We start from the raw sequence: 13,181 nt of genomic DNA on the forward strand, positions 1-13,181 counted from the left end.
CCAAGCTGATGGAGCTCGGATCATGGCTGATTCCGACAATACCACGACTCTGCCTTACGTCACCCGCAGGCGAGTGCTTGAGGGAACAGTCGTGGCCACCACCGCGTGGACGCTCGAAGGCAACGCGCCCGCAAGCGACGCCGGCAGCACGAATGTGCGTTCTGATCCTGCCCTGGCGCTTTGGCTGGAATGGGAGAGAGTCCACAAACAGACCGAGCGGCTTTGCCGCAAGCAGCAGCGTTTAGAGACAAGGCTTGTTGAGGCCGTCGGCTTTCCTTGTGTGACCCTCCGCGTGCCCGAAGGTGAGCAAGTGACGGTCCACTCGATCGAGGGGCTCAATGAAGTGCTCGGCAACGGGCCGGATACGGCCGCTCTCCGAGAGAAGGCCGAAAATGAGTTCGCAATGCATCAAGCACGCTGGAATGCGGCGGCCGAAGAGACAGGTTACACCGCTGCGCTCAGGGCCGAACGCGAGGCTGGCGACCGGGCGAAGGATCTTCTGGGAGCCTTCTCAACCACCCACGCTACGACTCTCGCTGGCGTGGCCGGCAAGCTCGATGCCGTGTTGCGCGAAGGCGAGGCATGGGAGGAATGCTCCGAGTTCCCCTGGCCACAAATCCGTTCAGCGCTCAGCGACCTGGTGCGCATCGCCGAAGGCTTTGGTGCTGACCGGGTGTGGCGCCGAAGGATCCGTCATGACCAAGCTGAAACTCTCCGCCATTCCCGATGACCGTCCGGTCAAGACCACGGCCGAACTGCCCGGCGCCGTTCATCGCGATTTGGTCGCCTATGCTGAATTGCTCGGCCGCGAGGCCGGACAGATAGTCGCCGATTCCGCAAGCTGATAGCGCCGATGCTGACCCGATTCGTGACAACGGACAGAGCCTTTGCCAGAGTTCGACGAGCCCTGAAGCGGGGGATGACTTTTCGGGTCATTGTGGTCGGACGGTCGTCAGGACGAATACCGATCACGCAGGAACTCGATGAACATCGGCAGGGCAGGATTGGCGTTGTCCAGGCGCCAACGGGCAAAATTGCAGATCTGGATTGGCTTGCCCCCGATCCGCAGCTTGCGGCAGACGACACCTTCAGGAACATTGTTGGCATCTCCGTCGTGGATCAGAGCGACTCCCAGACCGTTCCCGACGAGGCGCAGAAGGATGCCCGCACTGACGTGATGTTCCACGATTGCGGGAAGCTGCACGCCATTTCCCACAGCGTCGGCGAGCAGAAATGCTTCGCCCCTACGCACGAGCAGCGTCTCTTGGCCCAGCTCCGACCACTCGATCACCGGGCGGGTTGCCAGAGGATGATTTGAAGCGAGAACGACGGCTAGGGTGTCCTTCCACAATCTCAGTTCGAATGCGCCGCCAGTGGATTGGGAGGAGGAAGTGACGGTAACGTCGACCTCCGCCTCGCGCCGGGTAGCCCCAGGTTCAGGGTGAGAGCCTTCGATCAAGCTGACGGTCACATTTGGATGACATTTCCCGAAATCGATGACTGCATCCAGCGCTCGCCCGGCGAGGATGAGTCCGTTGCAGCCGACGGAAAGCCTTTGTAGTTCATCTTTAATGCCGGTCCTGGCCAGTGTGAGAGTATTGTCCAGTTCAAGCAGCACGGAGCGCAGACGATCGAGGAAACGCTCGCCGGCCGGGGTTGGCCCAACGCCTCGAGCATGGCGATGAAATATCCTCGTTCCCACCGCGTACTCGAGATCGCGTATGCGCCGGCTGAGCGCAGTGTGATCGATCCCGGCGCGCCGCGCCGCGCGCAGAAAACTGCCCTCTTCTGCGACCACAAGCGCATAATTGAGTGTCCTGAGTTGAATGGAGCTCCGCATCTTTGCTCAAGGTCAAGGCAGCGACAAATCGCTGACGTTTGAGCGCTTTTGGCCATAGCCGGCTATCCCCAGATCTCAGTATTGACATTGAGTGAACCATCCAGGCCTCCCTTTAAGCAGATCACGAGACAACAACGATACATTCCACTTTTCAGGCGAACCTTATGGAGGGTACGTCGCGCTGGCCCAGGAGGAGAGCGCCACTCGGACTGGTTACCTCGCTGTAGAGTGGCGGACCGTCTCGAGCCGAAGGTCCGCCGCTCCGGGTCTTTCAGATCACAAGGAACGACCCTGCTGCTAGCGACAGACCTGGAGAGAGAGTGGCGAACTGTATTTGAGCTGCGCCGCCGATGCCGTCGCTGTCGAAAGAGAGCGCTCCGGTTGAACTGTTGTAGATGATATGGTCGGAGCTATCATGTGCAGCCGTGCCAGCAAAGAAAGCATCGGATGAAAGGCCGCCCAACTTAAGCCCGGCAAAAACGGCGTCGTCGAGCTGGATCTTGTCCTGGAGCTTGTTGAAGTCGGTGATCCTGTCAATATTGCCGGCTCCAAGAGCGGTATTGAACACGAATGTGTCGTTGCCGCCATAGCCGGCCAAGATGTCGGCGCCGCCACGGCCATTGATGACATTGGCGCCGGCATTCCCGCCGATGTTCTGGGCGAACTCGTTGCCGGTGAGATTGATTGCCGTCGTACCCGACGGGTTCGTGGCGAGAATCTCAATCTGCGAGCCCGTTGAAAGGGTATGGCTCATCGAGGCGAACACCCTGTCGGTGCCACCACCGGCCGCCTCAACCACCCTGTCGCCGGCATTGTCTACATAGTAGGTGTCATTGCCGCCATAGCCGACCATCGTATCGGCGCCGCCGCCGCCATTGATGAAATTGGCGCCGGCATTGCCCTGGATCGTCTGGGCGAACTCATTGCCATTGAGGTTGATGGCCGCCGTACCGGACGGATTGCCGGTGGCGAGGAGCTCGATCTCCGACCCGGCCGAAAGGGCATGGCTCACCGAGGCGAGCACTTTGTCACCGCCGCCGCCGATTGCCTCGACCACCTTGTCGCCGGCGTTATCGACATAGAAGGTGTCGTTGCCGCCATAACCGACCATCGTATCGGCGCCACCGCCGCCATTAATGACATTGGCGCCGGCGTTACCCCCGATGCTCTGGGCGAACTCATTGCCGGTGAGGTTGATTGCCGTGGTGCCGGACGGGTTGGTAGCAAGAAGTTCGATTTCCGATCCGGCCGAAAGGGCATGGCTCACCGAAGTGAACACTCTGTCGGAGCCGCCGCCGATCGCCTCGAAGACCCTGTCGCCGGCATTGTCGACATAGTAGGTATCGGGGCCGCCATAGCCAGCCATCGTGTCGGCGCCGCCGAGGCCGTTGATATAATTGGCGCCGGCATTGCCCTGAATTGTCTGGCCGAATTCATTCCCGTTGAGATTGATTGCGGTCGTGCCGGACGGATTGCTGGTGGCAAGAAGCTCGATCTCCGATCCGGCCGCAAGCGCATGACTTACGGAGGCGAATGCTTTGTCGGTACCGCCGCCCGCGGCCTCGATCTCCTTGTCGCGGATGTCATCGACATAATAGGTGTCATTGCCGCCATAGCCGATCATCGTGTGGCCGCCGGCGCCGTGAAACACATCGTCGCCGCTGGTGCCATACAAGGTGTCGCTTGTGTCGATGGGAGGCGGTTCGGTCCCAGTCGTTGCGAGGTTGTGCTCCCGGAAAACGGCTTGTAGTTCCGGAGAGCTCTCTAATGCGGTGTCGCCGTTCTGCGTTCCCCATTTGTAGGTGTAGTCGAAGGCAGGTGACGGAACCAGCTTGGCCCAATGATCGATCATGATTTGCATCTGTTCGGCGGTGGGCATGACCTGTCTGCCGCCATCGGAAGTCTCCCAATTGCCGCCACCGAAGGCCTGATAGACCGGAACGATGTTGCTGATCGGGATGCCGGATTTCACCGCTGCAGCCACGGCTCGGTCGATCATGTCGTAGTCGACCGTGTCCGTTCCCGTGCGCACCGGATAGGGGTCTATTCCAAAATAGTCGATATGCGTGTTGGCCGGATTGTAGGTGTTGGTAAAATCCGGATTGGTCGGGGATCCCATGTTCATCATGGTGATGAAGGTCTTGGCGCCTGGAAAATGCTCATGGATCCAGTCGGATTCCGCCTTCAGGTTCTCGGCGGTTGCATAGGTACCCCACCTGCCCGTGGGATCGGGCTCGTCAACCAGATAGAACCCAAACACATTCGGATTGCCGAGGAAGGGGGTCATTTTCTCGATGAAGGATGCGGTTACGCCCTCATGCTCGTTGAGGTAGACCAGGCCTTTCATGCCGTCCGGCAATGCGTCGACCAGCGAAACATACTGAACGTCAGCCAGATTGAAGCCGGCGGTTGCGATTTCGGTGGCAGAACCACCCGATGCATAGTGCAGAGTTGCCATCCATAATCCCTCATTTTGATTCGATAGCGCCCCGCGGATGTCTGCCTACTAGAAGGTGTATATTAGCGCCAAATCACATACCTGCACGCCCTGATAGAATGGTTGATCGGCGGCAGGATTCTTACGTTGCGGCGAAAATATACTTACGGATAGTCGACACTGTGCAATAAAAAAGCAAATCTCTCTTCAGAGATGCCCACGCCGTTTTCCGATAGATGCTTATTGATATTTCTAGGACATTCTATTTGTTGCAGACAGCCCAAAGATAACATGATCGCCATCGTTAAAAAAGAAATTTAATCTTATTAAAATGAGTTTGATGATTACGCCGGTTCCTACAGGGACGTTGGAGGCGCTGGCTTATTTGAAGAAAAGTGACAAAAAATCCGATGTTTTTGATTATAAAAGTCTCAAACTATAAGATCAAACGACAAGCCGTGGCAGAAAAACTGCTTTTCCCTATAAGATGCATTTGACTGCCGGCCAATTGAGCCGACATTAAACTAAGATGCCAGCCACATCGCGCTCTCTGCCGGAGACACCAATTTGTTGTGGACAGATACCGCAGATACCAGTCCGCGACCAAGGTGTCTGCAACTGAGATTACGACTCGGGAGATCGTCAGAATTGGAGAACTGGCTGGGGCGCCAGGATTCGAACCTGGGAATGTCGGTACCAAAAACCGATGCCTTACCACTTGGCGACGCCCCAACAGCCGGAGCGTGCCCGCTGTGCGCGCGGCCTTATAGGACGAGCCGGGAGAAAGCTCAATGCCGACATCTCGACTATGCGCGACCGACCCGCCGTTTTTGCAATCGTCACCTTGATCGGACCTATTCACTCCACACCGCCATTTCATTGCCGGCCGGATCGACGAAATGGAACCGCCTGCCGCCGGGGAATGAAAAGATCGGCTTGACGGTGGTGCCGCCGGCATTCTCGACGGCGGTCAATGTTTCCTCCAGCCTTTCGGAATAGAGCACGGGCAGCAGCTTGACCGGCGCATCTTGGCCATCCGCCTGAAAACCGCCGTCCAGCCCTTCGGCAAAGGCTGAATAGGTCGGCCCGTAATCGGTGAACGACCACGAGAAGACCGCGCTATAGAAAGCCTTCACCCTGTCCAGCGTTCCGCCTGTCGCCGGCATTTCCAGATAATCGAGCTTTCCGGTCATTCTCATCGTTCAGCCTTTTGTTCACGTTACGTTCAAAAACAAAGCTTTCCAAAAAGCAAGTCTTTTCGGCGCCGCTTTTCATTAATCGATTGTAGAGGCCGGCCGGCTTGGTCGATGCCTTGCCTTTCGCACTGCAGCATCATATCGCTCGATTTGTCAGTATTTCCAATCTCCTGCAACCGGGGAGCAAGCATGACCAAATGGGTCTACACCTTTGGCGATGGAGCGGCGGAAGGCCGTGCCGGCGACCGCAATCTGCTCGGCGGCAAGGGCGCCAATCTTGCCGAAATGTGCAGCCTGGGCCTGCCGGTGCCGCCAGGCTTCACCATCACCACCGAGGTCTGCAACGCTTATTACGCCAACGGCCACGCCTATCCGGCCTCGCTGGAAGCGGATGTGGCGGTCGCCCTCGATCACGTCGGTCGGCTGACCGGGCGCCGTTTCGGCGATCCGTCGAAACTGCTTTTGGTGTCGGTGCGCTCCGGTGCCCGCGCTTCCATGCCCGGCATGATGGACACCGTGCTCAATCTCGGCCTCAACGATGAGACGGTCGAGGCACTTGCCGCCGATTCAGGCGATGCGCGGTTCGCCTATGACAGCTACCGCCGTTTCATCCAGATGTATTCCGATGTCGTCATGGGCCTCGACCATGAGGTCTTCGAGGAAATCCTCGAGGACCAGAAGGGCGGCCTCGGCCATGAGCTCGACACCGAGCTGACAGCCATAGAATGGCAAGGCGTGATCGCGCTTTACAAGGCCAAGGTCGAGGAGGAGCTCGGCAAGCCGTTTCCTCAGGATCCGAGCGAGCAGCTGTGGGGCGCCATCGGTGCGGTGTTTTCCAGCTGGATGAACAACCGCGCGATCACCTATCGGCGCCTGCACGACATTCCCGAAAGCTGGGGCACGGCGGTCAATGTCCAGGCCATGGTCTTCGGCAATATGGGCGACACCTCGGCCACCGGCGTCGCGTTCACCCGCAACCCGTCGACCGGCGAAAAGCAGCTCTACGGCGAGTTCCTGGTCAACGCCCAGGGCGAGGACGTCGTTGCCGGTATCCGTACGCCGCAGAACATCACCGAGGCGGCGCGCATTGCCGCCGGTTCCGACAAGCCGTCGCTGCAAAAGCTGATGCCTGACGCCTTCCAGGCTTTCGTCAGCATCTCCGACCGCCTGGAAAAGCATTACCGCGACATGCAGGATCTCGAATTCACCATTGAGCGCGGCAAATTATGGATGCTGCAGACCAGGTCAGGCAAGCGCACCGCCAAGGCAGCGCTGAAGATTGCTGTCGACATGGCCAGGGACGGGCTGATCTCGAAGGAGGAGGCCGTCGCCCGCATTGATCCGGCCTCGCTCGACCAGTTGCTGCATCCCACGATCGATCCGAAGGCGGCGCGCGATATCATCGGCGTCGGCCTGCCGGCATCCCCAGGTGCTGCCACTGGCGAAATCGTGTTTTCCTCGAACGACGCCGAGGAGGCCAAGACACAAGGCCGCAAGGCGATCCTGGTGCGCATCGAGACCAGCCCCGAAGACATCCATGGCATGCATGCGGCCGAAGGCATCCTGACGACGCGCGGCGGCATGACCAGCCACGCCGCTGTTGTGGCGCGCGGCATGGGCAAGCCTTGCGTTTCGGGCGCCGGCTCGCTGCGAGTCGACTACAAGGCCGGCACGCTGATGGCGATGGGATCGACGTTCCGCAAGGGCGATATCATCACCATCGACGGCGGCAACGGCCAGGTGCTGAAAGGCGCGGTACCGATGCTGCAGCCCGAACTCTCGGGCGATTTCGCCGCCATCATGGAATGGGCCGACGGCGCGCGCCGCATGAAGGTGCGCACCAATGCCGAGACGCCGCTGGACGCTCGCATGGCGCGGTCCTTCGGCGCCGAAGGCATCGGTCTTTGCCGCACCGAACACATGTTCTTCGACGGCGATCGCATCATTGCCATGCGCGAGATGATCCTGGCCGATACGGAAAAGGACCGTCGAACGGCGCTGGCCAAGCTGTTGCCGATGCAGCGCTCGGATTTCCTCGAACTGTTCGAGATCATGGCCGGGCTGCCGGTGACGATCCGCCTGCTTGATCCGCCGCTGCACGAATTCCTGCCCAAGACCGAGGAGGAGGTGGCCGAGGTCGCCGCCGCCATGAATGTGTCGCCGGACAAGCTCCGGCGGCGCACCGAGGCGCTGCACGAGTTCAATCCGATGCTCGGCCATCGCGGTTGCCGGCTTGCCGTCTCTTATCCCGAGATCGCCGAGATGCAGGCGCGCGCCATTTTCGAGGCGGCCATCGAGGCCGGCAGGAAGGCCGGCGCGCTGGTGGTCCCCGAAATCATGGTGCCGCTGGTCGGGCTGGCGAAGGAGCTCGACTTCGTCAAGGCACATATCGATGCGGTCGCCAAAAGCGTGATGGAGGAGACCGGTGTCAGGATCGACTATCTGACCGGCACGATGATCGAACTGCCGCGTGCCGCGATCCGCGCCCAAATCATCGCCGAGGCAGCCGAATTCTTCTCCTTCGGCACCAACGATCTGACCCAGACCACGTTCGGTATCTCGCGCGACGACGCGGCCTCGTTCCTCGAGACCTACCGGCAAAAAGGCATCATCGAGCAGGATCCGTTCGTGTCGCTCGACACAGAGGGTGTCGGTGAGTTGGTGCGGATGGCGGCCGAAAAGGGCAGGGCGACGCGGCCCGACATCAAGCTCGGTATTTGCGGCGAGCATGGCGGCGACCCGGCCTCGATCCATTTCTGCGAAAAGGTCGGCCTCGACTACGTCTCTTGCTCGCCATACCGGGTGCCAATTGCCAGGCTGGCCGCTGCGCAAGCGGCGGTGCAGGCTGCAAAGAACGGCCGCGGATAGGAGTTGGAGTCCACCGGCATCTGACCTTACCGATTTGTAACCGAATTCACGCGAACGTGCGTCTGTCGGCTCCAAATCCCGACATCGTTTCTGCCCAGTTTCCGGCCCCCGAACCCGCCCCGGTGCCAGAAACAGATGTTGCAGAACCCGCCCACGCACGTCCGCTCGATTCTCATCCTCCAGACGAAATTCATCGGCGATCTTGTCCTCGCCTCCGCGCTTGCCAGAAACCTGCGCCTCCAATATCCAAAGGCCAGGATCGTGTTCCTTTGCGAGGCGAACTTTGCCAGTTTCGTGTTGGCTCATGGCATCGCCTCGGACGTGGTGGCGTTCCGACGCGTACGGATGCGTGGCACCCCTGTGCAGCGTGGTCGCGAGCTTTACGCGACGGTGCGCGCTCTGCGCCGGTTCCGGTTTGACCTGACTATCGACCTGGCCGATTCCAAAACCTCACGCATCATCGTCAGGCTCGTCAACGCCAAGACCCGCGTCGGATATGATCCTCCCGAAAAACCGTTGCGCTGGCTGGAACGCCAGCCCGCCAACGTCCTGGCCAAGCCGTTTGGCTTTGGTGGCCAGCATTATCTCTACCGCTATCTTTCGCCGCTTGAGGCGCTTGGCGTGGAGTTGCGTGCGCCGGTCCCAATGATTGAGCCGCTGCCGCTGGAGACCGCCAGGGCATTGGCGCTTCTCGACCGGCATCATCTCCGGCGTAACGCCTTCATAGCCGTTCATGCAGGAGCGAGCTTCCGGGGGCGGCAATGGCAGCCGGAACGTTTTGCGCTGGCCATCGACGAGATCTCGCGGCAGACCGGGTTGGACTTCCTGCTTGTCGGCGGCCCCGATGAACGGGCATCGGCCGAGCGCATCGTCGCTAAGGCCGCTTCGCCGGTCGTCAACGTGGTCGGGGCGCTGTCACTGGCAACGCTGCTGGCGGTCCTCGGCCAGGCACGCCTGTTTCTGGGAAACGAGAGTGGCCCGATGCAGATGGCGGCGGCCGCGGGAACGCCGGTTGTCGGCCTGTTCGGCCTGACCGACCCGGCCGTCTGGGGGCCTGTCGGCGTGGCCAGTGTTACGCCGCGGCCCTCCATGCCTTGCGAGTGCATAGCCAGGGACCTGTGCCGCCGACCCGATCCGAGCAAGGCTTGCTGCGTCTGGCGACTTGAGGTCAAAGCGGTGGTCGACGCGGTGCTCGCGATCCTTTCACATAAGGTTAAGGACGTGGAGCACGCGTTGTGACCTCGCGCTTGCCAAAGGTCAGGCCGGCGGTCAAATTGCCGCTGCCGACGCTTTTGTTGGGGCACCGTCCCGATTTCCGCCTTGATGCCGGTCTTGGGGTCGCCGCTTCAACTTTGATCCGGCCGACCTGGAAATAAATCGATGCGCCTGTTCCAAAAGTATTTTTGCGCCGTTGCGATATCGCTGTGGGCTGTCTCTCCTGGCAACGCCCAGTTGCTCGTCGCACCGACGCTGCACATCAAGGCCGAGGCGGGCGGCGGCCGCGTCGCGCTGACGCTCGATGCGTGCGGCGGAAGGACCGACACACGGATTCTCTCGGCGCTGGTGGAAAACAAGATTCCTGCCACCATTTTCGTCACCGGCATCTGGCTGAAGCACAACGCCGCCGCCGTCGAGATCATGAGGGCGCATCCCGAACTGTTTGAATTGGAAAACCATGGCGGCCGCCACGTCCCGGCCGTCGACACGCCGCAAAAGATCTACGGCATTCGCAGTGCCGGCAGCCCGGAGGCCGTGCTGGCCGAAGTCGAATCGGGTGCTGCCGCTCTTGCCGTGACCGGCGAACTGGCGCCGAAATGGTTTCGCGGCGCAACCGCCGAATACAGCCCATCGGCAATCGCGATGATCCGCAAGCTTGGTTTCAAGATCGCCGGATTCTCGATCAACGGCGATGGCGGCTCATTGCTCGGCGCAAAAGAGACCGCCCGGCGCATTGCCGCGGCGAAGGACGGCGACGTCATCATCGCTCACATCAACCAGCCGACCCATGCGGCTGGCGAAGGCGTGGTGCAGGGACTTCTGGCGCTGAAGGCCAAGGGCCTCACCTTCGTGCGTCTCGACGACGCCGACGGCATCGGCGATGAAGGCACCACCGACTGATCAGTCGGGCGTGGCCTCGATGGTCACCTTGTTCGGATAGAACGCGCCGTGGTCGCGGATATCGGCCATCTCGTCGAACGGCCGCTCATAGGCCCACATCGCATCCTTGCCTGCATCGCCGGCGGGCAGCACGCTCCAATAGCTGGCATCGCCCTTATAGGGGCAATGGGTCGAGTGTTCGGTCTTGCCAAGCTGTTTGAAGTCGATGTCGCCGAACGGAATGTAGAAAACGGGCGGATAGGGAGGTTCGGTCAGCACCTTGACCTTGCTGGACGAGGCGATAACGGTATCGCCGGCGCGCACCGTCACGGTGCCCTTGTAAGGCTCGACGGTGATCACCTTGTCCGGATTGCGCTGAAAGCCGGGTGACGGATTTGCGATCTGGTCCATATCGGATCTCCTTGCCTCTACCCCAAGATGTGTCTGGCAAGCGCGTTGCGCGAGACCTGCAAGCGACCGGCGGGCATCGCCCCCGGCTGGCAGTCTTGCGCTTTCCTCCGGTATCGCGCCTAAAATCAGGCGGCGGCCTGGAAAGCGTCCATCAGCCCGGCATAGGCGGCGGCAATCCCGGCCACCGGATTGGTGCTTTTCGAGGTGGTCTCGACCTTCAAAGCACCACCGTTGGTTGGCAAGGTGAGCAGCAGGAACTGGCGATTGCCGCCATCGCCGACCGATGCGGCGGCGACGTGCTGGGCTTCGCCCTCGTTCTCGACGCACATCTTGAACAAGAGCGTGCCGCCGACAGCTTCGAGGGCGCCGCCGACGACCTCGACGAATTCATCTTCGGAAACGGTTTTGGCGTCAGGCACCAGATCGGCCTGCGCCACATCGGCGGCCACCAGATCGGCCAGGCTTTCGGCAAGCGTATTTTCCAAGGCTTTGTCGTCGAGCTGCGCGTCCATGCGAACCTCTTTCATTCGCCAATCGCGCCCCGCCGTTAATCAACGTTAACGCCGAGCATGGCCGGATTGTGGCGAATTCGGCCTCAATTGGCTCCATGCCCCGCTCCAGCCCGATCCTGGCTGGACAATCGGCCGGTTCGTCCCACAATGGCGCAAAAAATAACGGGAGGAACAAAATGCTCGGGCTGATGCAGGAATGGCCGCTGCTTTGTCACAAGCTGATCGACAACGCCGAGAGGCAGCACGGTAGCCGCGAGATCGTGTCGCGTTCGATCGAGGGGCCGATCGTGCGCAGCACATATGCCGAAATCCATGATCGTGCCCTGAAGGTCGCCGAGCGGCTCGAGCGTGACGGTTTCGGGCTTGGCGACCGCATCGCGACCCTGGCCTGGAACACCGCGCGCCACATCGAGGCCTGGTACGGCATCATGGGTGTCGGCGCCATCTATCACACGCTCAACCCGCGGCTCTTTCCCGAGCAGATCACCTGGATCATGAACAATGCCGGGGACAAGGCGATCTTCGTCGACCTGACCTTCCTGCCGCTGCTCGAAAAGATCGCCGACGCGGTCAAGTCGCTGAAGCAGGTTATCGTGCTGACCGACAACGCGCATATGCCGGAGACTGCGCTGCCCAATGTGGTTGCGTACGAAGAATGGCTTGCTGAAGCCGACGGCAACTTCGCTTGGAAGACTTTCGACGAAAACACCGCCGCCGGTATGTGCTACACCTCGGGCACCACGGGCGATCCGAAAGGCGTCCTCTACAGCCATCGTTCGAACGTGCTGCACGCCATGATCGAAGCGATGCCCGACGCCATGGGCCTGTCGTCGCGCGATACCGTATTGCCGGTCGTGCCGATGTTTCACGCTAACGCCTGGGGCCTTGCCCAGAGCGCGCCGATGATCGGCGCCAAGCTGGTCATGCCCGGCTGCAAGATGGATGGCGCTTCGATCTACGAGCTGCTCGACACCGAGAAGGTGACCTTCAGCGCCGCCGTGCCGACGGTGTGGATGATGCTCCTCCAGCATCTGGAAGAAACTGGCAAGAAACTGCCCTATCTGCAGAAAGTCGTCATCGGCGGCGCGTCCTGTCCACGCGCGATCACGACGAAGTTCCAGGACAATTACGATGTCCAGGTCGTCCACGCCTGGGGCATGACCGAGATGTCGCCGCTCGGCACGCTGTGCACCTTGAAGCCGGATTACGTCGGGCTGAAGGGCGAGGCTCGCCTCGCCGTCCAGCAGAAGCAGGGCTTTACGCCGTTCGGCATCGAAATGAAGATAACGGATGACGACGATAACGAGCTGCCATGGGACGGCAAGACCTTCGGCCGACTCAAAGTCCGCGGGCCGGCCGTCGCGCGCGCCTATTATGGCGGCATCGGACCCGAACAGTTTGATGAAGACGGCTGGTTCGATACCGGTGATATCGCGCATATCGACCCCGGCGGCTACATGCAGATCACCGATCGCGCCAAGGACGTGATCAAGTCGGGCGGCGAATGGATCTCGACCATCGAGCTCGAGAACCTCGCTGTCGGCCATCCCGACGTGGCGGAGGCCGCCGCCATCGGCATTCCGCATTCCAAATGGGGCGAGCGGCCTTTGCTCGTGATCGTACGCAAGCCGGGCAGGGAGCCGACCAAGACGGATATTCTCGCTTTCATGGACGGCAAGGTGGCGAAGTGGTGGATGCCGGACGACGTCGCCTTTGTCGGCGAAATCCCACACACGGCTGCCGGCAAGATCCAGAAGATTACCTTGCGCCAGCAATTCCGGGATTATCACCTGCCGACGGATTGACCGGAGATGCGGCGT

The 13,181-nt window shown here is 60.7% G+C and carries 10 protein-coding genes, 1 tRNA gene and 1 pseudogene; 6 read left to right on the forward strand and 6 right to left on the reverse strand.

Going from position 1 to position 13,181, the window contains the following annotated elements; all coding sequences use genetic code 11:
- Window positions 1-22 precede the first annotated feature (22 nt).
- Together NKJ15_RS26170 and NKJ15_RS26175 are read left to right on the forward strand one after the other, a co-directional pair.
- Window positions 23-730 carry a hypothetical protein gene (locus NKJ15_RS26170; protein ID WP_352818480.1) on the forward strand — a complete coding sequence of 236 codons (708 nt, stop codon included), beginning with the start codon at window positions 23-25 and terminating at the stop codon, window positions 728-730.
- Window positions 696-904: pseudogene (locus NKJ15_RS26175) on the forward strand (DUF2274 domain-containing protein); the annotation flags it as partial. The gene NKJ15_RS26170 and the pseudogene NKJ15_RS26175, both read left to right, overlap by 35 nt.
- Window positions 905-952: 48 nt before the next feature.
- On the opposite strand, the gene NKJ15_RS26180 reads toward NKJ15_RS26175, so the two are convergent.
- From NKJ15_RS26180 to NKJ15_RS26195, 4 genes are all read right to left on the reverse strand, one after another.
- Entirely contained in the window at window positions 953-1,840 is an 888-nt protein-coding gene (locus NKJ15_RS26180; RefSeq protein ID WP_352818483.1) for a LysR family transcriptional regulator, read from the reverse strand.
- A 271-nt stretch (window positions 1,841-2,111) separates the two neighbouring features.
- Window positions 2,112-4,298, reverse strand: coding sequence for an autotransporter outer membrane beta-barrel domain-containing protein (locus NKJ15_RS26185; RefSeq protein WP_352818485.1), 2,187 nt, complete (start codon window positions 4,296-4,298; stop codon window positions 2,112-2,114).
- A gap of 636 nt (window positions 4,299-4,934) precedes the next feature.
- Window positions 4,935-5,009, reverse strand: a tRNA-Gln gene (locus NKJ15_RS26190).
- A gap of 122 nt (window positions 5,010-5,131) precedes the next feature.
- Window positions 5,132-5,476, reverse strand: a complete 345-nt coding sequence (locus tag NKJ15_RS26195; RefSeq protein ID WP_352818488.1) for a VOC family protein — start codon at window positions 5,474-5,476, stop codon at window positions 5,132-5,134.
- Window positions 5,477-5,662: 186 nt separating this feature from the next.
- Here NKJ15_RS26195 and ppdK point away from each other — a divergent pair, with 186 nt between their 5' ends.
- From ppdK to NKJ15_RS26210, 3 genes are all read left to right on the forward strand, one after another.
- Window positions 5,663-8,341, forward strand: coding sequence for a pyruvate, phosphate dikinase (ppdK, locus tag NKJ15_RS26200; RefSeq protein ID WP_352818491.1), 2,679 nt, complete (start codon window positions 5,663-5,665; stop codon window positions 8,339-8,341).
- Between the two features lie 135 nt (window positions 8,342-8,476).
- Window positions 8,477-9,580 (forward strand): glycosyltransferase family 9 protein, encoded by a 1,104-nt coding sequence (locus tag NKJ15_RS26205; RefSeq protein ID WP_352818493.1) that lies wholly within the window; start codon window positions 8,477-8,479, stop codon window positions 9,578-9,580.
- Window positions 9,581-9,721: 141 nt separating this feature from the next.
- On the forward strand, window positions 9,722-10,459 hold the full coding sequence (locus tag NKJ15_RS26210; protein WP_352818496.1) for a polysaccharide deacetylase family protein: 738 nt from the start codon (window positions 9,722-9,724) through the stop codon (window positions 10,457-10,459).
- On the opposite strand, the gene NKJ15_RS26215 is transcribed toward NKJ15_RS26210, so the two are convergent.
- Window positions 10,460-10,849 (reverse strand): DUF427 domain-containing protein, encoded by a 390-nt coding sequence (locus tag NKJ15_RS26215; RefSeq protein ID WP_352818499.1) that lies wholly within the window; start codon window positions 10,847-10,849, stop codon window positions 10,460-10,462.
- 125 nt (window positions 10,850-10,974) lie between these two features.
- Window positions 10,975-11,361, reverse strand: a complete 387-nt coding sequence (locus tag NKJ15_RS26220; protein WP_352503741.1) for a hypothetical protein — start codon at window positions 11,359-11,361, stop codon at window positions 10,975-10,977.
- Between the two features lie 176 nt (window positions 11,362-11,537).
- On the opposite strand from NKJ15_RS26220, the gene NKJ15_RS26225 reads away from it, so the two are divergent.
- Window positions 11,538-13,166: a fatty-acid--CoA ligase gene (locus NKJ15_RS26225; protein WP_352818501.1), complete on the forward strand. Its 1,629-nt coding sequence runs from the start codon at window positions 11,538-11,540 to the stop codon at window positions 13,164-13,166.
- Window positions 13,167-13,181 lie beyond the last annotated feature (15 nt).

Origin of the sequence: Mesorhizobium sp. M0207, assembly GCF_040321995.1 — a bacterium.
Taxonomy (GTDB): Bacteria; Pseudomonadota; Alphaproteobacteria; order Rhizobiales; family Rhizobiaceae; genus Mesorhizobium.

Coding starts and splice junctions, on each gene's coding strand:
- NKJ15_RS26170 (WP_352818480.1), top strand. CDS start 23: ATGGCTGATTCCGACAATACCACGACTCTGCCTTACGTCACCCGCAGG.
- NKJ15_RS26180 (WP_352818483.1), bottom strand. CDS start 1,840: ATGCGGAGCTCCATTCAACTCAGGACACTCAATTATGCGCTTGTGGTC.
- NKJ15_RS26185 (WP_352818485.1), bottom strand. CDS start 4,298: ATGGCAACTCTGCACTATGCATCGGGTGGTTCTGCCACCGAAATCGCA.
- NKJ15_RS26195 (WP_352818488.1), bottom strand. CDS start 5,476: ATGAGAATGACCGGAAAGCTCGATTATCTGGAAATGCCGGCGACAGGC.
- ppdK (WP_352818491.1), top strand. CDS start 5,663: ATGACCAAATGGGTCTACACCTTTGGCGATGGAGCGGCGGAAGGCCGT.
- NKJ15_RS26205 (WP_352818493.1), top strand. CDS start 8,477: ATGTTGCAGAACCCGCCCACGCACGTCCGCTCGATTCTCATCCTCCAG.
- NKJ15_RS26210 (WP_352818496.1), top strand. CDS start 9,722: ATGCGCCTGTTCCAAAAGTATTTTTGCGCCGTTGCGATATCGCTGTGG.
- NKJ15_RS26215 (WP_352818499.1), bottom strand. CDS start 10,849: ATGGACCAGATCGCAAATCCGTCACCCGGCTTTCAGCGCAATCCGGAC.
- NKJ15_RS26220 (WP_352503741.1), bottom strand. CDS start 11,361: ATGGACGCGCAGCTCGACGACAAAGCCTTGGAAAATACGCTTGCCGAA.
- NKJ15_RS26225 (WP_352818501.1), top strand. CDS start 11,538: ATGCTCGGGCTGATGCAGGAATGGCCGCTGCTTTGTCACAAGCTGATC.